This window comes from Acinetobacter sp. SFD (genome assembly GCF_001647575.1).
In the GTDB taxonomy this organism is placed as follows: Bacteria; Pseudomonadota; Gammaproteobacteria; order Pseudomonadales; family Moraxellaceae; genus Acinetobacter; species Acinetobacter pecorum.
The window spans coordinates 253,013-277,087 of sequence record NZ_LSZJ01000001.1 but is presented as its reverse complement, the minus strand read 5'-3'; the positions used below and the strand labels follow the sequence as shown (position 1 = coordinate 277,087).

The window sequence follows — 24,075 nt, the reverse complement described above, 5'->3', positions numbered from 1 at the left end:
GATACATTGACTTATTGATAAGCTGGGGACTTAGCTTAGTTGGTAGAGCGCCTGCTTTGCACGCAGGAGGTCAGGAGTTCGACTCTCCTAGTCTCCACCAGATTTCAAGATCATAAAAGCACTGCTTTTACTTGAAATTTAAGCAAGAAGCTACGCTTCGCGCAGTATGTAATCATACAGTGATGAAGTTGTTTAGTTCCTAAGCGATCAGGTGATTAGATCCTAGAGATTAGCAAGTACAAGCGTTATGATACGCGCACTTGATAATCTCTGTGATTTATCACAGTTTCCTGACCTGACGAAGGCTGGAAAAATCATTAACAGAATATATTTGAGTTGAAATAATTTGTTCATACTCGTTGAAATCAAAATTAAGAACTTGTTCTTAATTGAGAGATTGATGAGTTACTAGCGAAATTAACTGAATCAAGCGTTTTGGTATATGAATCTAATTGAAGCTGTACTGTAGTTAAATCTACGAAACGCCAACTGTATGAGTAAGTCGCAAGACGAACTCTGTTGCTTATCCTACTTGTAAGGATAAACGACTGTTTGGGGTTGTATAGTCAAGTAATTAAGTGCATGTGGTGGATGCCTTGGCAGTCAGAGGCGATGAAAGACGTGATAGCCTGCGAAAAGCTCCGGGGAGGCGGCAAATATCCTGTGATCCGGAGATGTCTGAATGGGGAAACCCACTTACCATAAGGTAGGTATTGCATGATGAATACATAGTCATGCAAGGCGAACGAGGGGAAGTGAAACATCTCAGTACCCTTAGGAAAAGAAATCAATTGAGATTCCCTCAGTAGCGGCGAGCGAAAGGGGAAGAGCCCATTAAGTTATCTAAGTTCTAGTGGAATGCTCTGGGAAGTGCAACCATAGTGGGTGATAGTCCTGTACACGAAAGGGCTTAGATAATGATGTCGAGTAGGGCGAGGCACGTGAAACCTTGTCTGAATATGGGGGGACCATCCTCCAAGGCTAAATACTCCTGACTGACCGATAGTGAACCAGTACCGTGAGGGAAAGGCGAAAAGAACCCCTGTGAGGGGAGTGAAATAGATCCTGAAACCGCATGCATACAAGCAGTGGGAGCCGACTTGTTCGGTGACTGCGTACCTTTTGTATAATGGGTCAGCGACTTATATTCAGTAGCGAGGTTAACCGAATAGGGGAGCCGTAGGGAAACCGAGTCTTAATAGGGCGCATTAGTTGCTGGGTATAGACCCGAAACCAGGTGATCTATCCATGAGCAGGTTGAAGGTTGGGTAACACTAACTGGAGGACCGAACCCACTGTCGTTGAAAAGCCAGGGGATGACTTGTGGATAGGGGTGAAAGGCTAATCAAACTTGGTGATAGCTGGTTCTCCCCGAAAGCTATTTAGGTAGCGCCTCGGACGAATACCATTGGGGGTAGAGCACTGTTTCGGCTAGGGGGTCATCCCGACTTACCAAACCGATGCAAACTCCGAATACCAATGAGTACTATCCGGGAGACAGACTGCGGGTGCTAACGTCCGTAGTCAAGAGGAAAACAATCCAGACCGCCAGCTAAGGCCCCAAAATCATAGTTAAGTGGGAAACGATGTGGGAAGGCATAGACAGCTAGGAGGTTGGCTTAGAAGCAGCCACCCTTTAAAGAAAGCGTAATAGCTCACTAGTCGAGTCGGCCTGCGCGGAAGATGTAACGGGGCTAAAACTATGTGCCGAAGCTGCGGATTTGCAATTTATTGCAAGTGGTAGGGGAGCGTTCTGTAAGCCGATGAAGGTGGATTGAGAAGTCTGCTGGAGGTATCAGAAGTGCGAATGCTGACGTGAGTAACGACAATGCGAGTGAAAAACTCGCACGCTGAAAGACCAAGGGTTCCAGTCCAACGTTAATCGGGGCTGGGTGAGTCGACCCCTAAGGCGAGGCCGAGAGGCGTAGTCGATGGGAAATTGGTTAATATTCCAATACTTCTGTGTAATGCGATGAGAGGACGGAGAAGGTTAAGTCAGCCTGGCGTTGGTTGTCCAGGTGGAAGGCTGTAGGCATGCATCTTAGGCAAATCCGGGGTGCTCTATGCTGAGAGCTGATAGCAAGCTGTACTTGTACAGTGAAGTGGCTGATACCATGCTTCCAGGAAAAGTCTCTAAGCTTCAGTTACACAGGAATCGTACCCGAAACCGACACAGGTGGTCAGGTCGAGTAGACCAAAGCGCTTGAGAGAACTCTGCTGAAGGAACTAGGCAAAATGGTACCGTAACTTCGGGAGAAGGTACGCTGCTTTTGGTGATGGAACTTGCTTCCTGAGCTGAGAGCAGCCACAGAAACCAGGCCCCTGCAACTGTTTATTAAAAACATAGCACTCTGCAAACACGAAAGTGGACGTATAGGGTGTGATGCCTGCCCGGTGCTGGAAGGTTAATTGATGGGGTTAGCGTAAGCGAAGCTCTTGATCGAAGCCCCAGTAAACGGCGGCCGTAACTATAACGGTCCTAAGGTAGCGAAATTCCTTGTCGGGTAAGTTCCGACCTGCACGAATGGCATAATGATGGGGGCGCTGTCTCCAGCAGAGACTCAGTGAAATCGAATTCGCCGTGAAGATGCGGTGTACCCGCGGCTAGACGGAAAGACCCCGTGAACCTTTACTGCAGCTTGACATTGAACTTTGATCTTACTTGTGTAGGATAGGTGGGAGGCTTTGAAGCAGCGACGCTAGTTGCTGTGGAGCCAATCTTGAAATACCACCCTGGTAATATTGAGGTTCTAACTCTGCTCCATGATCTGGAGCGAGGACCATGTCTGGTGGGTAGTTTGACTGGGGCGGTCTCCTCCTAAAGAGTAACGGAGGAGTACGAAGGTGCGCTCAGCGTGGTCGGAAATCACGCGTAGAGTATAAAGGCAAAAGCGCGCTTAACTGCGAGACCCACAAGTCGAGCAGGTACGAAAGTAGGTCTTAGTGATCCGGTGGTTCTGTATGGAAGGGCCATCGCTCAACGGATAAAAGGTACTCTGGGGATAACAGGCTGATACCGCCCAAGAGTTCATATCGACGGCGGTGTTTGGCACCTCGATGTCGGCTCATCTCATCCTGGGGCTGAAGCAGGTCCCAAGGGTATGGCTGTTCGCCATTTAAAGAGGTACGCGAGCTGGGTTTAGAACGTCGTGAGACAGTTCGGTCCCTATCTACCGTGGGCGTTGGAAATTTGAGAGGATCTGCTCCTAGTACGAGAGGACCAGAGTGGACGAACCTCTGGTGTACCGGTTGTGACGCCAGTCGCATCGCCGGGTAGCTATGTTCGGAAGGGATAACCGCTGAAAGCATCTAAGCGGGAAGCCTACCTCAAGATAAGATTTCCCCAGGACTTTATGTCCTCTAAAGAGCCGTTGAAGACTACGACGTTGATAGGTTGGATGTGGAAGTGCAGTGATGCATGAAGCTGACCAATACTAATTGCTCGTGAGGCTTGACTATACAACACCCAAACAGTTGTTGTATAACGCTCAATTGATTCGAAATTCAGCAAAACAGCTTGATTTAGTGAACGCTAAAGAACAAATGAGAGTATAATTAAGCACTGCTTAGTTCTACTCGCAAGAACTCAGATATACCTGTTAATGAATTCTATTTGACCAAGCCTTGGCATCTAAATAAGACCAAATGCAAAGTCATAAACAGTTGTGCTGGCGACCATAGCAAGAGTGAACCACCTGATCCCTTCCCGAACTCAGAAGTGAAACCTCTTAGCGCTGATGGTAGTGTGGGATTACCCATGTGAGAGTAAGTCATCGCCAGCTCATTATTCGAAACACCCCCGGTCTAAAGGCCGGGGGTGTTTTTTTTGGCTAGGGATTTAGTCGAAAACTTGCAAATATTACTTTTCACATAAAACCACAGCAGAAAATCCGCAGGGTAGGCGTATACTGGAACAGGTTTCTGGAGCGGATATGTCCTCAAATTTATCTTCAAGCCATATTGAATATGGGTCCTCTGCCTTTAAAGCGGTTTTGTTTTCCTTGTTTCTGGCTGGATTTGCAATTTTTTCATCATTGTATTGTGTCCAGCCGATGATGCCGATTCTGGCAGACTATTTTCATATCTCTCCTACGCAAAGCAGTTTTCCACTTTCATTTTCTACCATTGCATTAGCTGTTGGTCTTATTTTTACTGGACTGATCTCGGACCGTTTTGGCCGTAAGCCGATTATGGTCTGGTCTTTATTTTCAGTTTCAGTATTGTTGTTACTGAGTGCTGTATTGCCAGTTTGGTCAGTATTTCTGGCTACCCGAATATTAATTGGTTTAACCGTGAGTGGCGTGGCCGCAGTGGCGATGACCTATATTGGGGAAGAGGTGGCCGCGAAAGATATCGGTTTGGCCATGGGACTCTATATTTCTGGAACTGCGATTGGCGGTATGAGCGGTCGTTTGATTGCCGGGGTATTGGTAGACTTTATTTCTTGGCAGTCAGCGACTTTAATCATTGGACTAATTAACCTCTGTATTGCGACAATCTTCTATTTTTTGTTGCCTAAATCCAGGAATTTTCAAGCTTATCCTATTAAATTGAGCCGCTTCCTTACTGCATTTCAGCATAATCTGAGTGATCCCAAACTGCGACTCTTGTTCTTGCAAGGTTTCATCCTGATGGGCTGTTTTGTTTCAGTCTTTAATTACCTCAGCTATCGCCTGATTCAGTCACCTTTTGAGCTGTCGCATGTCTGGATTGGCGTGATTTCTATTACCTATCTGGCAGGAATTTATAGTTCGCCTCGTGCGGCGGCATGGAGCCAGAAATTTGGACGTTTCCAGGTATTGGTGGCCATGCTTGCCAGTATGTTGCTAGGATTAGTGTTTATGCTGGTCAACAGCTTGGTGCTTGTTTTTATTGGTCTGCTCATTTTTACCTTTGCATTTTTTGCTGCACATTCCACGGCCAGCAGTTGGGTATCTGTGCAATCTTTACAGTATCGTGCTGTAGGATCATCACTCTATTTATTCTGCTATTATCTTGGGTCCAGTGTGCTCGGTAGCTCGAGTGGTCTGGTCTGGGAAAAGGCAGGATGGTTCGGCCTCAGTTTGTTCATCGGCATTATTTTGGTAATCGGTTTATTGATAGCTCAACAGTTAAAACTTAAAATAAGCAAGCTAGAAATAAAATGAGTATATATTCCCGATTAAGGTCCTAAAGCCTGTGTTGTATAAATTATAATCAAGCAACCTCAGCCGAATTCATGCTAAAATGCTCGGCTTTCATCTTTGATCTATTTTTTGATCTTCCATCTGCCAGCCGAGAATTGCTAGCCATGTCTACTGCTTATACCATGCAGACAGCGCCTACAGCGTTGTTTGATTACGACAAATATTGGGCGTCGTGTTTTGAACCTGCGCCATTTTTGCCGATGTCACGCGAGGAGATGGATCAACTCGGCTGGGACAGTTGTGACTTTATTTTAGTCTGTGGCGATGCCTATATCGATCATCCTTCATTCTGTTCAGGCATTATTGGCCGTACCCTAGAAGCACAAGGCTTCCGTGTGGGGATTATTGCACAGCCAGACTGGACCAATGTCGAAGCCTTCCGTGTGTTGGGAAAACCCAATATTGCATGGGGTGTGACTGCGGGCAACATGGACTCGATGATCAACCGTTATACGGCAGATCGCAAAATCCGTTCCGACGATGCCTATTCACCAGACAACCAGCCAAACAAACGTCCTGACCGTGCAGCAACCGTGTATTGCCAGCGTGTACGCGAAGCCTATCCTGATGTGCCTGTATTGTTAGGTGGGATCGAAGCCTCACTACGTCGTATTGCGCATTATGATTACTGGTCAGATAAAGTGCGTCGTTCAGTATTGATGGACTCTAAAGCCGATCTATTGATGTACGGTAATGGTGAGCGTTCCATTACTGAAATCATGCATCGATTGGCGCGTGGTGAAAAAATCCAAGATATTACCGATGTTCGTGGTACAGCGTTTATTGTCAATAAACACAACCGCCCATCGAAAGCCAAATTTGTTGAAATCGCATCGAATGATGTCGATGCGATTGGCCGTGTCGATCCAATTATTAACCCTTACGTCATGACTGAAGATATTGAAGGTTGTGAGATTGAGCAGGGGAAGGACTCGAGCCAGTATCAGGGTTTCCAAAAAGAACATGTGGCCAATCCAATTGTCCGTGAAGGCGACAATTTGGACGAAGACACGCAAATCGTGCAGCTACAACCGGCATCTAAAGCAATTAAACATAAATTACCGCCACGTGAATTGGCGGTGATTCGTTTGCCTGCTTTTGAAGAAGTGTCGAATGATCCAGTTTTATATGCACATGCTAACCGTATTTTGCATTTAGAAACTAACCCAGGTAATGCCCGTGCATTAGTACAAAAGCATGGTGAGCGTGACGTATGGTTAAATCCACCGCCAATTCCATTGACCACTGAAGAAATGGATTATGTGTTTGACTTGCCATATGCGCGTCTGCCACATCCGTCTTACGGTAATGCACGTTTCCCGGCATTTGACATGATTAAGTTCTCTGTGAACATCATGCGTGGTTGTTTCGGTGGTTGTACTTTCTGTTCAATCACAGAGCATGAAGGTCGTATTATTCAGAACCGTTCTGAAGAATCGATTTTGCGTGAAGTAGAAAAGATTCGTGATACAGCGCCGGGCTTCACAGGCATTATTTCAGACTTGGGTGGCCCAACCGCCAACATGTACCGCTTGGCATGTAAAGATCCTGAAATTGAAAAGAACTGTCGTAAGCCATCGTGTGTATTCCCGGGCGTATGTCAAAACTTGCATACTGACCATGCACCGTTGACACAGCTTTATCGTAAAGCACGTAGCTTACCGGGCATTAAAAAGATTCTGATTGGTTCAGGTCTGCGTTATGACCTTGCGGTCTTAAACCCTGAATATGTCAAAGAATTGGTCACCCATCATGTCGGTGGTTACTTGAAAATTGCGCCTGAACATACCGAAAAAGGCCCACTCAATAAAATGATGAAGCCGGGTATTGGTACGTATGACCGCTTCAAGCAAATGTTTGATCGTTACAGTAAAGAGGCCGGTAAGGAACAATACTTGATTCCTTACTTCATCGCGGCGCACCCGGGGACCACCGATTACGACATGATGAACCTCGCAATTTGGTTGAAGAAGAATGGTTTCCGTGCTGATCAGGTACAGACCTTCTATCCATCACCCATGGCGACTGCAACCACCATGTACTACACCGGTAAAAACCCACTGGCAAAAGTGGCGCGTTATACTGAAAATGTCGATATTGTGAAAGGTGAGAAGCGTCGTCGTCTGCACAAAGCTTTCTTGCGTTATCATGATTCAAACAACTGGCCTTTACTGCGTGAAGCCCTGAAAGAAATGGGTCGTCAGGATTTAATTGGTAACTCGAAACAGCATTTGATTCCGACTTATCAGCCTGCCGGCAGTGCAGATGGTCAGTATCAATCGGCGCGTAAGAAAAATTCGACGGTTGCCGGTGATTCGCAAAAACGTACCGGCGAGCAGGGGAACCGTAGCAAGGCTGCACAAGCTCAGTCTCGTCCTTCAAATACCAAGAAGCGTCCTGAGCGTGGTCAAATTCTGACCCAGCATACTGGTTTGCCACCACGTGAAACGGGCGATGCCAAGAAACCCTTTGGTGGGCAGAAGCCTAAAGCTAAATCAAAATCACGTGCATAATTAAGTTAATAAAAAGACACTTCGGTGTCTTTTTTTAGCGCTAGGGTAAAGTAACGTAGCTAAGGACTATGATTAAAAAATGTAAAGGGATGTATTATTTGCATTATGTATTGCTAAAAAGTGGTATAAAAATAACACTTTGTCGGAATTGTCCTACAGTTAAGCAGATTTGTATTGCGATCAATTCTATGGATGTTTTAGAGTGCGTTATCAGTACTTTAAATCCACTTTCATTGGCATTCAAAAAGATGTCATTTTAGGTAACACAAAATCGAGTTTTGATACCGGTTGTATGGGTATTTAAGCAGATTGGTTGTTAGCTCTATTTAAAATAAAGCGTGGGTTTATACTGCACAACAATAAAACAAAAATGATTATAAGAATGCAAGGATTTAGGCATGACCACCTATATTATGATTGGGAGTTTCCTGCTCTTCTGTGTCGTGCTCATGGCATGGAAAAAGCTCGGAAATAATTCCAAACCACAAGACAGCGCGTTGAAGCAGCGTGCGATTTTCAATCTGAATGAGCAATTGACCTTCACTCGACTGAGAGAAGTTTTACCAGAATGCATCATTCTGGCTCATGTTTCCTATGATGCCTTAATAACCACCAAATTTAACCGGACTCGACACAAGTACCGTAACCTGACTGCCGATTTTGTAATTCTGGATCAGCAATATCAGATTCTGGCAGTTGTAGCGGTAGATGACCCTTTAATCCTTAAGCGTCCACAACAGACAGGGTTCCAGGATGCATTACTGACCATGGCTGGTTATCGGGTGATCCGTTACGACGATGTGCCGGAATATTATCAGTTGCGCCAAGACTTTTTGCAGGAGCAAGCGCAAATGCAGAAAATGCCCAAATATACAGTTAGCAATGATCTGAAAAAATACTATCTATATTCAGATTTAGAGCGCAGTAAAATTAAAGCAGTCGGTTAAAACAAAAAAGCATGCCAGAAGCATGCTTTTTTATGAATCGATCTAGGAAAATTATTCCGGTTTAACCGCCACGACGGTCAGTTCGACCAATACCCGTGGATCATACAGTTTTGCTTCGACACAGGTACGAGGCAGCGCTTCGATATCCGCCACCCAGGCATCCCAGACTTCATTAAAAGCCGCATAGTCATGCTCAATATCCTTGAGATAAATTGTGACTGACATGATGTGACTTTTATCAGTACCGGCATCTGCCAGAAACTGGTCAATAATATCTAAAGTCTGTTGGGTTTGCCCTTTAATATCCAGTTCGACATCTGTAGCCAGCTGGCCTGCAAGATGTACCAGATTACCGGCAATGGCAATTTCCGAAAAGCGTTTCGATACGTGTAAACGTTCAACTGTCATGTTGTTCATCCTGAGTTTTGGGCATCAGGGCTGCGACCAGTGCAGTCAGCAGACAACCCACCGCCAGATAGATCGCTACATAATGCCATGAACCGTCTGCCCAAATCACCAGTGCAGCTGCAATAAATGGGGTAAATCCACCACCAATGATACTCGCCACCTGATAGCCAACTCCGGCACCGCTGTAGCGGTATTCGGTGCCAAACAGTGAGGTGAAAATCGGCTGATGGACACTGACCACCATATCATGGGCAACGTTTGCCAGTAAAATTGCCCCGATGATAATCATCCAGGTATTTTGTGCATCGAGCGCCATAAAAAATGGAAAGGCTGAGAGTGCACCAATTAAACCACCCCAGACACACATTTTCTGATGATTGAATCTATCTGCCAGCCAGGCAAAGAAGGGAATACTGAAGCAGCTGATGGCCCCGACCATCAAGGTAATATTCAGGAAGAACTGTTTGTCCATGCCCAGATTACTGGTTGAATAGTTCAGGGCGAAATTGGTGACCAGATACATGGTCAGCAATTCGGTCAAGCGTAAAGCAATAATATAGAAGAAAGCTTTAGGATGTTTACTGATGGCCTGCAAGATTGGCAGCTTTTCTGGCTGATGATCTGCTTTCACCACCTTTTCTACAAATTCCTGAGATTCATCCTGATCACGGCGAATCCACATGGCAATGCCGATCAATACGATACTGGCTAAAAAGGGAATACGCCATGCCCACTCAGCAAAGGCCTTTTCACCCAGTGTCGCAAGTATAAGCGATACTGCACCGGTGGCCAGAACCAGACCGACGCCGTAACCGACCTGAACCCCACTGCTATAAAAGGCTTTTTTACCCTTGGGTGCATTTTCAACTGCCATCAGAGCTGCACCGCCCCATTCACCACCGACGGCAAAGCCTTGCAAGGCACGACAAAACACCAGCAGTACCGGTGCCCACCAGCCAATTGCCTCGAAATTTGGCAGCAGGCCAATCCCGACCGTGGAAATTCCCATCAGGATTACCGTAAGTACCAGCATTTTTCTACGGCCGAGCTTGTCACCAAAGTGACCAAATACTACACCACCTAAAGGACGAAACAGGAAGCCGACCCCAAAGGTGGCCAGAGCCGCCAGGGTACCCATGTTCTCGCCAATACTGGGAAAAAACTGATCTTTAAAAATTAAGGCTGCAACAATGCCGTAAAGGAGAAAATCATACCAATCGACAACAGCACCAACAAAACTAGATAGCGCAGCTTTACGTGCGCGTTGTTCTTGGACAACAGAAGAATTTACAGAAGACATGCAGGAGGGAATTCCATGAGTTACATCAGAGTTGCCCTGTAATATTCGGATTTGATCGTCACGCCAATTACAGGACAGCATGCTGAAAGTAAAGGTGATTTTCAGCATCTCAGCACATACATGGATAATGCATTGCGCAGATAGATTACTCTAAAAAATCAAAATGTAAAAACAAAGTTGCCGTCTTTTTAAACCGATGCTTAAAACATGAACAGAAACTGCTTAGAGCAGTAACAATTGGGTTTCAGTTTGGGGAGCGCTAAGTTGGTAGACGCCTACACCGATCAGCCGGAATTGCATCTGTGGGGCAATATGCAGATCGTCGAGCAGTAAGTCTAAGGCTTGGGCTAATTCCTGTGGACTACGCAATATCTGTTTAAAACTTTTACTGTGTTGCATTACCTGAAAGTTCTTGAGTTTTAATTTGACCGTAACGCCGCGAGCCGAAAGCTGTTTCTTTTGCAGACTTTGCCAAACCTGTACCAGTAAGGGCTCCCAGTAGGGACGACATTCACTCAGATACAGGTCATCATCAAAAGTAGTTTCTTTAGAGATTTGCTGGCGTTCTCGTTCCACTTCGACCGGTCGTTCATCAATACCTTGAGCATATAAAAACAGCCGTCGTCCATATTTGCCAAAATGCTGAATCAGTAAGGCTTCATCAATTTGCTGTAAATCTCCCAAGGTGTTTAGGTTCAGGCTGCTCAGTTTTTCCTGGGTGACTTTCCCCACACCGGGAATTTTTTTCAGGGGCAGATTCTGGATAAATCCCTGAACTTGTGACGGCTTAATCACACAGATCCCATTCGGTTTGTGCCAGTCTGAAGCAATTTTAGCGAGAAACTTGTTGGGCGCTACACCAGCAGACGCGGTTAATCCGGTGGCTTGAAAAATATCCTCGCGAATGCGCATAGCGACTTCAGTAGCACTTGGAATTTGTTTTAAATTCTCTGTGACATCCAGAAAAGCTTCATCCAGAGACAGGGGTTCAATCAGGGAGGTATATTGCTGGAAGATCTGATGAATCTGTGCCGATACCTGCCGGTATTTGGCAAAATCCGGCTCAATCACGATGACCTGAGGACACAGTTTGCGCGCCTGCCCCATGGACATGGCAGAACGCAGGCCATAAACCCGTGCCGGGTAGGAGGCAGCCGCGACCACCGCCCGAGGATGATGCGAGGCTATCACCACAGGTAAGTTTTTCAGTTCTGGACGTTCACGCAGCTCTACCGAGGCATAAAACGCATCCATATCGATATGAATAATTTTGCGCATGTCCGCTATCTTAAGGGGCTTTAATCGGATTGGGAAGCAAAGGCTGAGTTGAGTAAATAGGGCTGTGGTCCGCTGAGCAGGACGACTTTGGTCCCTTGCGTCTCGGCAGCCTGAATCAGAAGTTGCAAACTTTCTGGAGTGTCATCGGCAAGACGGGGTAAAAATTGCAGTGGCTGGTTTAAAGGCTGAAAAAAATCATCCCAATGTACCGGAATCACCACTTTGGGCTTGAGTAGGTTCAGGGTTTCAGCCAGATATTGTTGCTGATAGTTAGAAGATTGTCTGGAAAGCTGGGCAATGCCTAAAAACAGGGTGTCGACTTTTAGATGCTGCAATTGCTCCGGAATAAATCCGGTACTGGCCTTGACCAGAATTTTATGTCTCGCATGCTCAATCAGGTAATCGAAACTGCCACCTTCCTTAAATTCGGAAAATTTAGCCGGAAGGGTGAAAGGCTGTAGCAGCTCTTCGCCTAAATCATCATTTACCGCTGTGGGCGGGGTATGTTGTGATGGAATTGCAGTGATCTGGAAGTTTCCCCATTGCTGTACTTGCCCAAGCTTAACCGGCTGTAATTGCTGTGGAATAACTTTAGGGTTTGCCCGGGCGATATTCAGGGTGCTAGGTGAACCGACGACAGCAGTTCCGGGAAGCATTTCCAGTAAGGCCGGTACATCCAGAACATGATCATAATGTGAGTGAGTGACCAGAATGGTTTGGGTTCGACTCAATTCATGGCGTTGCACCAGTTGTTCGAGGAGTAGCCTGTCACTTTGAATCGGGCGGCTAAGTACTTGCCACAAAGATGGCCGGCTAAAGAAACCATCGATCAGGATCTGATCGTGACCATCATCGAGTAACAGGGTGGACACACCAAAAAATTTAACGGTGAGACCGTGAACGGAGGTACCGGTTTTCGGCTGCCACGCTTGAAAGTCCCTGAGTTTTCCTGAAGCTTGCAACAGATAAGCCAGTGTACCTGCGATGAGTAAGAGAAGAATTAGCAGACCGAGTAAAACGCCTTTTATCCATTTCAATCTTTTTATTTCCTTGTTGTTTTTATAAAGAACCTATTTTCAGGCGATGAACTTTATTTCGCCTGCTCTTCAGATGAAGGTACTGCAATCGCATTCTTTTTGAGAAACTCCAGCCATTGCTGTTCTGAGCCATAAAAAACATTCAGGTCTACCGGTGTGGTAATACCGGGAATTTTCCCCTGACTGGTATGTTGCCAAAATAGCCACGCTGGCTGATCTTTTAAATCAGGCAGACCCTTGTATTCACGTACCCAGAGCGGTACGTCGGGAAAATTTCCTGCCAGTACAATATTATAAAAAGCTTTAGAAATATAGAAAATCGGCTGCTTGCCATAATGCTTTTTCAGGGCATCGTGCATCACCTGAATTTCGTTTAAAAGCTGCTCTTTAGAATAGGTATTGATGCATTTGCTGTCATATTCCAGATCAATCACTGGCGGTAAGGCATCCGGTTTATTGGGTACGGAGTCAATAAAATTCTGGGCTTGAATGCTGCCATCGCGGCAGAGCCGGTAAAAATGATAGGCGCCGACCAGAAAGCCGCGCTCCCGGGCCTTGAGCCAGTTTTCCTGAAAACGGGTGTCTTTAAAGTCGCCGCCTTCAGTGGCTTTCAGATAAACAAAACGATACTTTTCAGGCGGAATCTGCTGCCACTGGATCTCTTTTTGATGATGCGATACATCAAATCCTTGAATTGGATAATCGGCAGCATGGGAAGACGGGGTTTTCATCAGATAGAGATAAACCATGGCGATCGTAACCAATATGACCAGAAAGCCAAACCCTACTAAAAGCGGCTTGCTATATCTGCTCCAAATCTGATGTTTTTGCATCTTCAGTCCTTACCTGTATCTGAGCTGGTCTAAAGACCGCCTCAGTCTGAATTTTATTATCGCATTAGACAGGGGTGTTTTTCGGAATATGCCAGAAAATATAGGCCGCAATAATATTGATGCAGCCCAAACAGATCAGTGCCATATGAAAAGCAGCCACCAGATTGTCAGCGCCGTAATAGGCACCCAGCATGTTGACCAGGGTACTGGCCAGTGCCACCCCGATACTCATCGACAGCATCATGATCATTGACAGAAAGCTGTTGCCGCTACTGGCATCCTGCTGGTTTAAATCCTTTAAAGTCAGGGTGTTCATAGAAACGAATTGGAGTGAATTCAGAACCCCGAAAATAAAGAAATGCATGGTTCTTAACCAGAGCGGGGTGTCTGCTGTAGTCAGGGAAAAACTGGCAATACACAGGCCGACCAACAAGGTGTTGACCAACAAGACACGACGATAGCCGAAGCGCTGCACAATACTGCGGATAATCGGTTTGGAGGCCAGGGAACCGAGTACAGTGGGAATCATCAGCAAGCCGGTCATAAAGGGTTCAAAACCAAATGCCACCTGCAGCATTAAAGGCAATAAAAATGGAATCGAGTTACCGCCCAGACGCGCAAAAAAATTACCCAGAATTCCGATCGAATAAATTTTATTCTTAAACAGTTTGCTACGGAATAATGCATTCTGATGGGTGTGCGAATGATAGGCATAGATAAGCGAAGCTACCAATCCAGCCAGAATCAGGGCCAGACTCCACCAGAGCGGATGTTGTGGACTGGCAAAATTTTCAATACCAAGACATAGCGATACCATGGCGATGATGAGCAGGATAAAACCGCCAAAATCGAAACGTGCTACCGTAGGTTCAAGCACATTGGGCATGGCTTTAAGGGTAATCAGGGCACCCAGGATGCCAATCGGTAAATTAATCAGGAAAATCCAGCGCACGGACATATATTCGACCATCCATCCGCCTAAGGTCGGTCCAATCAGCGGACCGATCAGTCCGGCCAGGCTCATTAGGCTCATGGCAGCCAAGAACTGGGTTCGTGGGATAATCTTCAACATCGCCAGCCGGCCAACCGGGAGTAAAAAGGCACCCCCTATGCCCTGAAATACCCGATAGATGAGTAATTCATTCAGACTTTCAGCCCAGGCGCAGCCCAACGATGCCAGAGAAAAAATGATAATGGCAGAAAAATAGATGTTTCTGACCCCAAAACGGTCCGCCAGCCAGCCACTCAAGGGGATGCAGGCTGCCACTGACAGGACATAAGCCACGACCACACCGTGCATCCGCAGCGGATCTTCCTGTAAATTCTTAGCAATTGCGGGCAGGGCCGTGTTGATAATGGTACTGTCCAGCCCCTGCATAAAAAAGCCGATCGACACCAACAAGACCAGCAGTCTGAATTCAGGATCTAGGGCTTGATGCGTAGGCGTGGCATTCATAATTATGGAAAGCTTAAAATTTTTAATAGTTTAAAGGAAACAGCCGAGTCTGTCGTATATAAAGCGTGTCAACTTTTATAGCGTCGTGTGTCAAGGAACTGCAAGAAATCGGTCATGGTAAAGTCATGTTCTGGGCATAAGGGAGCAATGACATCAGGGAGTCGCCCTATGATTTATCAAGTCGATCTAGAGCCGCTAAAAGCTGCTAGATTCAGAGCACTTCGCTGCTCTTTTTTGTAAGACCGGCATATATATGACAGTGTTGTCATTAAAATGAAATAAAACCGTCATAATCTTGGGCCAACTTTTCAGCAGTGCTGAAATCTCCTCGCGTATAGGTTTGTGTTTATGACAATCGAGATTTTGATGGTGATCGGCTTCTGTTTAGCCGCCTATTCTATTGTCGGAAATGATGTGCCTCAAACCTTAGGGACATTTATTTCATCAAATTCCCATCGCCCATGGTGGGTATTGTGGATTTATATCAGCTCAATTTTAATTGTCGTATTGATCTATGGTTGGTATGCATCCGGGGTAGGTGATGCCTCATACGGTCGTCTAGAAACCATTCCTTTCCCTGAAGGTGGCATTACCTGGCTGTATATTGTGCCGCCTATTCTCCTGTTAATACTGACCAGATACGGGATTCCAGTCAGTACTACCTTCCTGGTGCTTACGATCTTCTCTCCTGCCAGCCTAGGCTCGATGATGGTCAAATCGATGATGGGCTATGCCGTCGCCTTTATCGTGGCGATTGTCATCTATCGTTTTGTGGCCAAGCAGCTGGCACGCCATTTTGCCAAGACACGTCATCAGGAGCACTCCAAGGTCTGGATGGGCTTGCAGTGGGTCTCTACCGGTTTCCTGTGGAGCCAATGGCTGATTCAGGATCTGGCCAACATCTTCGTGTATGTACCACGTCAGGTGCCGTTTGAATTCCTGATGTTTGCGATTACGGTATTCGTGGTGTTGCTGGGCGTGATTCTGTATCAACGTGGCGGAGCCATCCAGAACATTGTCGACACCAAAACCGGTGTAACCGACATTCGTGCTGCAACGATTATCGACTTCATGTATGCCATTATCCTGTTAGTTTTCAAAGAGTGGAGCAACATTCCAATGAGTACCACCTGGGTATTCCTGGGCTTACTCGCAGGTCGTGAATTTGCCATGTCGATGATTCTGGATGAAGTCAACAAACATCGTACTTCACGTAATGTCAGTGCAGATGCCATGAAACTGATGTTCGGTTTGGCCATGTCGGTCATTCTGGCAACAACTTTGCCGATGTTTTATGAGTTTGTGACGAATTATGGTCAATAAGTCCGAGCACTGAAAATCCATAAAAAAGCGAGCCAGGTGCTCGCTTTTTTCTTAATTGGAACGGTTTAAACCACAAATCTTTGTGGATGGCCTAAATTGGTTAAAGTTGTATAAATTTCTTCTTCGTGTTCGCAAATGATCAGTTTGGCGCGATGTTGCGGCGGTAAAAAACCATCTTCAACGGCACGGTCCAGCTGTGCAATCAAGGCATCATAGAACCCGTTGACGTTATATAGCATCATCGGTTTCTGGTGCTGGTTCAACTGGCCCCAAGTAGCAATTTCCAGAATTTCCTCAAAAGTACCTAGTCCACCTGGCAAGGCTACAAAGGCACAGGCTCGCTCAGCCATCATGGCTTTACGTTGATGCATACTGGTCACCACATGTAACTCGGTCAGCTGGTTATGGGCAATTTCATAGTCCAGCATAAATTCGGGAATGACGCCCACTACTTCACCACCATGCTGGATCATGGCATCCGCGACTTGTCCCATCAGGCCAATACTGGCGCCACCATAAACCAGCCCGAAACCATGTTCTGCCAGTCCTTGCGAGATTTGAAGGGCTTTTTCTAAATAAATCGGCTTGTTGCCTGCACGTGAACCACAATAGAGTGCCACTAAAGGGCGAGTTGTTTTTGGGGAGTTGTCTTTAAAATAATCTGTCATTTGAATTACGCTTTGCATTTATTTTCTTCACCTTATCATTTTTCTTTCTGGTGACTCTAGCTTAATTAATAAATATGACAATTCTGTGAGCAGCTGTATTTTTACTGCATTCCAGCCAGGCAAAATTCATCGATAAACAGCCATGAAAAAAGGTGAATTTCGATTTGATCTTGCTATACTAAAAATTGGTTTCACAACAATAGAACGAAAATGGGTAGTGGTAGTTGGCCGTGTAACTCTATAAATCGCCGTCAAATAATTGGTATTGTTCAATATCAAAAATATTATGCTGTTTCTTTACAGTCTCGGTTCATTCAATGCAGCAGTCCTGAGTGTCAGGAGCCAAGCGTATGATCTTTGAATGGATGTCGGATCCTTCAGCCTGGGTCGGTTTACTCACATTAGTTGTTCTTGAGATTGTACTCGGGATCGATAATCTGGTTTTTATTGCCATTTTGGCGGAGAAATTGCCGCCAGAACAGCGTAATGCCGCGCGGATTGTGGGCTTAATGCTGGCCCTGGTGATGCGTTTGATCTTGCTGGCTTCGATTGCCTGGGTGGTCACTCTGACTGATCCACTGTTCCACATTTTTGATCATGCTTTCTCGGGTCGTGATCTGATTCTATTGTTTGGTGGGGTGTTCCTGCTGTTTAAAGGCACCATGGAACTGCATGAGCGTCTGGAAGCCAAACCGGTCATCAAAGAAGAAAATCCGGTCCATGCGGTATTCTGGATGGTGATTGTGCAGATCGTGGTGCTGGATGCCGTTTTCTCATTGGACAGCGTGATTACTGCGGTTGGCATGGTCAAAGACCTGTCAGTCATGATGATTGCCGTGATTATTGCCATCGGGATTATGCTCTGGGCATCCAAGGCCCTGATGGATTTCGTCAACAGACATCCGACAGTGGTGATTCTGTGTCTGGGCTTCCTGATGATGATCGGGTTCTCGCTGGTGGTCGAAGGCTTCGGTTTTCATATTCCGAAAGGTTATCTATACGCTGCGATTGGTTTCTCGGTGATTGTCGAATTTATTAACCAGACCATGAAACGCAATCAGGAAAAAATGGTGACCACCACCGATATGCGCTACCGTACTGCTTCAGCAGTGATGCGGATGCTCGGCGGCAAACCTGCTCAGGACAATGATTCTTCTGAGCCGGAAGATGTTCTGGCGACACGTGCCTTTGCTGATGAAGTCTTTAATGATGATAACGGTATTTATCACAGTGTCATGGTGCAGGGGGTGCTGGGTCTGTCAGAACGTCCGGTCAAGTCGGTGATGACACCACGTCCTGAACTGGAATGGATTGATCTGGACAATGAGCCCGACAGTATCAAAGAACAGTTATTGCAAATGAGCCATTCACGTCTGATCGTGGCGCGTGGTGAACTGGATAATATTGCCGGGGTGGTACTTACGCATAAAGTCCTGAACGAATACATTGAAACCGGGGTACTGGATTTTGAAAAGCACTTACGTGAACCGGTGATCGTGCATGAAAATGCCCAGGTCCTGATGGTGATGGAGCAATTGCGTCAGGCTCCATTGCAAATGGCGATTGTCCTGAATGAATATGGTTCGATTGAAGGGATTGTCACGCCAATTGATATCCTTGAAGCAATTGCCGGTGAATTCCCGGATGAAGATGAGCTGCAAGCTGCTGCAGAAAGTCTGGAAGATGGCAGCCTGATTCTGGATGGTTCCACCGATATCCGTCATGTTTCCTTATTGCTGGATCGTGATCTGGTCAATGAAACTGAAGAATATTCCACCCTGTCCGGTTATGTATTATTCCATATGGCACGTTTACCGCATAGTGGTGAAAAATTTGAAGCAGATGGACATATCTTTGAAGTGGTCACCATGGACGGCCATAAGATCGATAAAGTACATATCATTCCGCTTCCTGCGCAGGAATAGACTATAGCAAAGGTTCGGACGCAAAAATTTGCTAAAATAGCCCGCATTGTCGGGCTATTTTTATGGAACTGAAATGTCAGAAGCATGTCCATGTGGACAAGGTGAATATCACAGCTGTTGTCAGCCCTTACATGCAGGACAACGGGTCGCAGAGACTGCGCAGCAACTCATGCGTTCCCGTTACAGTGCCTTCGCGAAGCATGAAATCGATTACATCAAAACCACCACCGTGCTGGGTCAGCAACAGGCCTTGGACTTGCAGGCAATTAGCGATTGGAGCAAAGCCAATCAGTGGTTAAAGCTTGAGATTGTTCAAGCCGATGAAAAATTGGATAAAAATCATGCATTGGTTGAGTTCAATGCTTATTATCATGATGGCAAGCAGGCACAGATACATCATGAAGTTTCACATTTTGTGAAGCTGGAAGATCGCTGGTATTTCCTGGATCCGACCACGGATCACACCCTCGGCATGAAACAGCCCTGTATTTGTGGTTCAGGTAAAAAATTTAAGCAATGTTGTGCCGGATTCTTATAACTTTCACATAGATTTAGCTTAGAATAGCCGCCATCTCAAAGCCTCAGGTGGAAGCAGGGCGATGTTACTGACCGTTATCTATATTGTTGCAATTACCGCTGAAGCCATGACCGGGGCACTGTCTGCTGGCCGGCGCAGTATGGACTGGTTTGGCGTCATGATTATTGCCTGTGTCACGGCACTGGGTGGTGGTTCGGTTCGCGATGTCCTGCTTGGGCATTATCCCTTGACCTGGGTCAAGCATCCCGAATATCTGATACTAACCTGTTGTGCAGCTTTCGTGACGATCCTGATTGCCAAATGGATGCGGCATTTGCGCAATATCTTCCTGGTGCTGGATGCCTTAGGCCTTATCGGCTTTACCATTATTGGCTGTCAGATTTCTCTGGAAATGGGACATGGCTTTGTGGTCAGTTCAGTTGCCGGGGTTTTGACTGGGGTATCTGGCGGGATTTTGCGTGACATTTTATGTAATGATGTGCCGCTGGTATTCCGTCGTGAACTGTATGCCAGTATTGCTTTTGTGTCAGTAATCTTTTACTGGTTGTGTAGTTATTATGGTTTGTCACAAGACGTCACCATTCTTTCTACCCTGATCTTTGGTTTTAGCTTACGTCTGATCGCCATTTATTTTGGTCTGGAAATGCCAAAATTTATTTATAAAGATGATGATGAGCAATCGGCATCCTCCAAAGACGAATCCTGATTTTTTCATTGACATGAATGCGGTAATAAAATCACCGCATTGTGCTTAATTCGTAGTATAAAAAATATAAAGCAGCCCATCTGTTGAGAAAGCAGCATCTCCCGTTCCACCTGATCAGAGATTTTTGTTATGGATCTAGTTTCTCGCATACAACGCTTACCAATTGGTAAGTTTCATTATACCTTGCTGGTGGTGATTGGACTGGGCTGGATGTTTGATGCAATGGATACCGGATTAATTTCCTTTATTCTGGCAAAAATGGCTGAAGACTGGCAGATGACTGCAGATCAGAAGAGCTGGGTGGTGTCGATCGGTTTTGTTGGCATGGCGATTGGGGCGATTTGTTCTGGGGGACTGGCTGACCGGTTTGGGCGTAAAACAGTCTTTGCTGCAACGCTGGTCATTTATAGCCTGGCCACGGCAGCCTGCGCTTTTGCACCGAATCTGACCTGGCTGCTGGTCTTCCGTTTTATTGTCGGTTTGGGCCTGGGTGGCCAGTTACCCGTGGCTGTGACGCTGGTCAGTGAATATATTCCGGCCCGGGTGCGAGGCCGTTTTATTGTCCTGCTGGAAAGCTTCTGGGGGCTGGGCTGGTTAGTTGCAGCTTTAGTATCGCGCTTTGTCATTCCTGATTTTGGCTGGCAAACCGCTTTTCTGATTGGTGGCCTGCCTGCGCTGTATGCAATTGTGATCTGGAAAATGATACCGGAATCTATTCCTTTCCTGATTAACCGTGGCCGTATAGACGAAGCCTCGGCACTGGTCAAAAAGATTGAGCGTCAATGTGGCGTTCAAGTCTATGAAATTTTTGAAGTGAAACCGGTCGCAGAGAAGCAGAATATTTCATTTTCCCAGTTATGGTCAGGTATCTTTGCGCGCCGTACGCTTATGCTCTGGCTGATCTGGTTCGGTATTATTTTTTCCTATTATGGCATCTTTACCTGGTTGCCAAGCTTACTGGTCAAAGAAGGCTATAGCATCGTACAGTCATTTGAGTATGTACTGATTATGATTCTGGCGCAGTTGCCCGGTTATCTGGTGGCAGCCTGGCTGGTCGAAAAGCTGGGTCGTAAGCCTACTCTGGCCGGTTTTATTGGCATGTGTGCGATCTCGGCCTATTTCTTTGGTCAGTCGGGTAGTGTTACTGAAATCGTGATTTGGGGCTGTCTGATGTCCTTCTTTAACCTGGGTGCCTGGGGTGTGCTCTATACTTATACCCCAGAACAATATCCGACCAATATCCGTGCCTTTGGTTCAGGCTGGGCCGGTGCAGTGGGCCGGATTGGCGGTATTGCCGCGCCTTTTGCCGTAACCCATCTGATGGGCATGCCGAATGGCTTTAGCTATGTCTTCACCATGTTTACTGGAGTTCTGGTCGCTGTTGCCCTTGTGATTCTGGTTTTGGGTGAAGAAACCAAAGGCAAGACCCTGGAATCGATGGGCTTATAAAGTGAATGATTTTTTAGTTGCTTAGGGCCTGTAAAGTGGATATTTTTAGGCCATAAGACACAAATTGTCGCGCTGAGCTATTTGATGCCCTTGTGTCATCTACAGTCGCGACATAGCATAAGAAACATTGATACAAAAACGAATTATTTAGGACTATAGGTTGTTATGACAAGCCTTGCGCATCATGCGACAGAAAACCGCTCCGTAGCAGAATTTACCGAACAAGCTTATCTGAATTACGCCATGTACGTGATTATGGATCGGGCACTCCCTCATATCAGCGATGGCCTGAAACCGGTACAGCGCCGGATTGTCTATGCCATGAGTGAGCTGGGACTGAAATGGACCAGCAAACCAAAGAAATCGGCACGTACGGTCGGTGACGTACTCGGTAAATACCATCCGCATGGTGACTCGGCCTGCTATGAAGCCATGGTACTGATGGCGCAGCCATTTAGTTACCGCTATCCGTTTATTGAAGGACAGGGTAACTGGGGTTCTCCGGATGATCCGAAGTCTTTCGCAGCCATGCGTTATACTGAAGCCAAACTGTCTCAATACAGCGAACTGTTGTTATCTGAACTGGGTCAGGGCACCTGTGAATGGCAGGATAACTTTGACGGTTCGATGAAAGAACCGGTGAACTTGCCAGCACGTGTACCGAATATCCTGCTGAATGGTACGACCGGTATCGCAGTGGGTATGGCTACTGACATTCCGCCGCATAATTTGCGTGAAGTGGTCAAAGGTACCATTGCCCTGATTCGTAATCCGAACCTGACCGATGAAAAAATCGCAGACTATATTCCTGCACCGGATTTGCCAACCAAAGCCGAAATTATTACTCCTCCTGCTGAACTCTTGAAAATTCAGACTACAGGTCGTGGCAGTTATCGCATGCGTGCGGTATATACCATCGATAAAAACGAAATTATTATCACTGAATTGCCATATCAGGTCTCAGGTTCCAAAATCATCACCCAGATTGCCGACCAGATGCAGGCCAAGAAACTGCCTTTAGTCAGCGATGTACGGGATGAATCGGATCATGTCAATCCAACCCGTTTAGTGATTGTCCTGCGTTCCAACCGCATTGATGCAGAAGCAGTCATGAGCCATCTGTTTGCGACCACAGATCTGGAATCCAGCTATCGTGTCAATATGAACATGATCGGTGCCGATGGCCGTCCACAGGTAAAATCGATTCGTCGTATTCTGCTGGAATGGATTGAAATCCGTAAAACCACGGTAACGCGTCGTCTGCAATACCATCTGAACAAGATCGAAAAACGCCTGCATATCTTGGGTGGTCTGATTATTGCATATTTGAATATTGATGAAGTGATTCGGATTATTCGTGAAGAAGATCAGCCAAAATCGGTATTGATGGCGCGTTTTGGCATTGACGAGATTCAGGCTGAAGCCATTTTGGAACTCAAGTTACGTCATCTGGCCAAGCTTGAGGAAATGCAACTGCGCCGTGAACAGGAAGAACTTGAAGCGAAAGCTGCGGTGATTCGTGAACAGCTGGCCAATCCGGAATCCTTGAAGACCCTGATCATTTCTGAACTAAAAGAAGATGCCAAGAAATTTGGTGATGATCGCCGTTCGCCAATCGTACAGCGTGCCGAAGCTGCTGCGATCAATGAAACTGAAATGTTGCCTGCCGATCCGGTGACGGTAGTGTTATCTGAAGCTGGCTGGATTCGCTGTGCCAAAGGTCATGAAGTGGAGGCTGAAAATCTGAATTTCCGTGCCGGTGACCAGTACTTGAGTCATGCTCAAGGCAAGTCCAACCAGCGGGTCTATGTGATTGATGATACCGGCCGTAGCTATGCCTTACCAATCAATAGCCTGCCATCGGCACGTGGTCTCGGTGAACCACTCAGTTCAAAACTTTCTCCTGCCAGCGGAGTGGGTTTTAAACAGGTTCTGGTGGCTGATGACGAAGCTGAAATTCTGGCCATCAGTAGTAAAGGGTATGGCTTTAAAACCCAGGCCAAGCAGCTGGATACCAGTGCCAAAGCCGGGAAAGCTTTCCTGAATTTATCTGAAGGAGCTGAAGTGATGAACCTGCAGCTACTCAAAGATGCCACGCATGTTGCACTGCTCAGTTCGGCAGGGCGCCTGTTAATTGTCGATTTAGCAGAGTTGCCGGTGTTGAATAAAGGCAAAGGAAATAAATTGATACAACTTGAGGCTAGTGATCAAATTTTGTCCATGACACTATTGAAGCTTGATGAAACAATTCAAGTGCTTGCAGGACAGCAGCAGTTAAAATTAAAAGGGGATGATTTGCAAAAATATCTCGGCAAACGTGGTGCAAAAGGTCAGCTTTTACCACGCGGATACCAAAAAGCAAATAAACTGTTGATTCAAAGATAAGACTAGCATCCATCCTGTAAAATACGTTATATATGAACAACGATTCGACAAGATGGATGCAATATTGCACATATACAAGTCTAAAAACGGCGTGTGATATTGAAAAAAACAGTTGAAATACTA

General features: G+C 46.2%; 16 protein-coding genes, 1 tRNA gene and 2 rRNA genes. 12 read left to right on the top strand and 7 right to left on the bottom strand.

Annotated elements, in window-relative coordinates; all coding sequences use genetic code 11:
• Nucleotides 1-24: 24 nt before the first annotated feature.
• The 6 genes from AY605_RS01400 to AY605_RS01375 all read left to right on the top strand — a co-directional run bounded on the left by AY605_RS01400 (nt 25) and on the right by AY605_RS01375 (nt 8,646).
• Nucleotides 25-100 (top strand) — tRNA-Ala (locus tag AY605_RS01400).
• Between the two features lie 464 nt (nt 101-564).
• Nucleotides 565-3,459: ribosomal RNA gene (locus tag AY605_RS01395) — 23S ribosomal RNA — on the top strand.
• Nucleotides 3,460-3,667: 208 nt separating this feature from the next.
• Nucleotides 3,668-3,782, top strand: a 5S ribosomal RNA gene (rrf, locus tag AY605_RS01390).
• A gap of 150 nt (nt 3,783-3,932) precedes the next feature.
• Nucleotides 3,933-5,147: an MFS transporter gene (locus tag AY605_RS01385; RefSeq protein WP_064094695.1), complete on the top strand. Its 1,215-nt coding sequence runs from the start codon at nt 3,933-3,935 to the stop codon at nt 5,145-5,147.
• 143 nt (nt 5,148-5,290) lie between these two features.
• A complete protein-coding gene (locus AY605_RS01380) occupies nt 5,291-7,699 on the top strand; it encodes a YgiQ family radical SAM protein (protein ID WP_064095171.1) in 2,409 nt (802 codons plus the stop codon).
• A gap of 398 nt (nt 7,700-8,097) precedes the next feature.
• Complete coding sequence (locus AY605_RS01375) at nt 8,098-8,646, top strand: DUF2726 domain-containing protein (protein WP_064094694.1); 549 nt, start codon at nt 8,098-8,100, stop codon at nt 8,644-8,646.
• 51 nt (nt 8,647-8,697) lie between these two features.
• Here the strand turns inward: AY605_RS01375 and AY605_RS01370 are convergent, their stop codons facing one another.
• The 6 genes from AY605_RS01370 to mdtD all read right to left on the bottom strand — a co-directional run bounded on the left by AY605_RS01370 (nt 8,698) and on the right by mdtD (nt 14,958).
• Nucleotides 8,698-9,054, bottom strand: a complete 357-nt coding sequence (locus AY605_RS01370) for a RidA family protein (RefSeq protein ID WP_064094693.1) — start codon at nt 9,052-9,054, stop codon at nt 8,698-8,700.
• Nucleotides 9,044-10,354, bottom strand: a complete 1,311-nt coding sequence (shiA, locus tag AY605_RS01365) for a shikimate transporter (protein ID WP_064094692.1) — start codon at nt 10,352-10,354, stop codon at nt 9,044-9,046. The genes AY605_RS01370 and shiA overlap by 11 nt, the downstream gene beginning before the upstream one ends.
• 222 nt (nt 10,355-10,576) lie before the next feature.
• Complete coding sequence (gene dinB / locus AY605_RS01360; protein WP_064094691.1) at nt 10,577-11,632, bottom strand: DNA polymerase IV; 1,056 nt, start codon at nt 11,630-11,632, stop codon at nt 10,577-10,579.
• A gap of 20 nt (nt 11,633-11,652) precedes the next feature.
• Nucleotides 11,653-12,669 carry an MBL fold metallo-hydrolase gene (locus AY605_RS01355; RefSeq protein ID WP_064094690.1) on the bottom strand — a complete coding sequence of 339 codons (1,017 nt, stop codon included), beginning with the start codon at nt 12,667-12,669 and terminating at the stop codon, nt 11,653-11,655.
• Between the two features lie 53 nt (nt 12,670-12,722).
• On the bottom strand, nt 12,723-13,502 hold the full coding sequence (locus tag AY605_RS01350) for a GH25 family lysozyme (protein WP_064094689.1): 780 nt from the start codon (nt 13,500-13,502) through the stop codon (nt 12,723-12,725).
• 64 nt (nt 13,503-13,566) lie between these two features.
• A complete protein-coding gene (gene mdtD, locus AY605_RS01345) occupies nt 13,567-14,958 on the bottom strand; it encodes a multidrug transporter subunit MdtD (protein WP_064094688.1) in 1,392 nt (463 codons plus the stop codon).
• 348 nt (nt 14,959-15,306) lie between these two features.
• Here mdtD and AY605_RS01340 point away from each other — a divergent pair, with 348 nt between their 5' ends.
• The gene (locus AY605_RS01340) at nt 15,307-16,281 is read left to right on the top strand and encodes a hypothetical protein (protein ID WP_064094687.1); all 975 of its coding nucleotides are present in this window, start codon (nt 15,307-15,309) and stop codon (nt 16,279-16,281) included.
• A gap of 65 nt (nt 16,282-16,346) precedes the next feature.
• Here the strand turns inward: AY605_RS01340 and AY605_RS01335 are convergent, their stop codons facing one another.
• On the bottom strand, nt 16,347-16,967 hold the full coding sequence (locus AY605_RS01335; RefSeq protein WP_064094686.1) for a TIGR00730 family Rossman fold protein: 621 nt from the start codon (nt 16,965-16,967) through the stop codon (nt 16,347-16,349).
• A gap of 332 nt (nt 16,968-17,299) precedes the next feature.
• On the opposite strand from AY605_RS01335, the gene AY605_RS01330 reads away from it, so the two are divergent.
• The 5 genes from AY605_RS01330 (at nt 17,300) to parC (ending at nt 23,952) form a co-directional block, all read left to right on the top strand.
• A complete protein-coding gene (locus AY605_RS01330) occupies nt 17,300-18,874 on the top strand; it encodes a TerC family protein (RefSeq protein WP_064094685.1) in 1,575 nt (524 codons plus the stop codon).
• A gap of 73 nt (nt 18,875-18,947) precedes the next feature.
• The gene (locus tag AY605_RS01325; RefSeq protein ID WP_064094684.1) at nt 18,948-19,412 is read left to right on the top strand and encodes a YchJ family protein; all 465 of its coding nucleotides are present in this window, start codon (nt 18,948-18,950) and stop codon (nt 19,410-19,412) included.
• Between the two features lie 61 nt (nt 19,413-19,473).
• Nucleotides 19,474-20,118, top strand: a complete 645-nt coding sequence (locus AY605_RS01320) for a trimeric intracellular cation channel family protein (RefSeq protein ID WP_064094683.1) — start codon at nt 19,474-19,476, stop codon at nt 20,116-20,118.
• A 129-nt stretch (nt 20,119-20,247) separates the two neighbouring features.
• A complete protein-coding gene (locus AY605_RS01315) occupies nt 20,248-21,567 on the top strand; it encodes an MFS transporter (protein ID WP_064094682.1) in 1,320 nt (439 codons plus the stop codon).
• Nucleotides 21,568-21,732: 165 nt separating this feature from the next.
• Nucleotides 21,733-23,952 carry a DNA topoisomerase IV subunit A gene (gene parC, locus AY605_RS01310; RefSeq protein WP_064094681.1) on the top strand — a complete coding sequence of 740 codons (2,220 nt, stop codon included), beginning with the start codon at nt 21,733-21,735 and terminating at the stop codon, nt 23,950-23,952.
• Nucleotides 23,953-24,075: the final 123 nt, after the last annotated feature.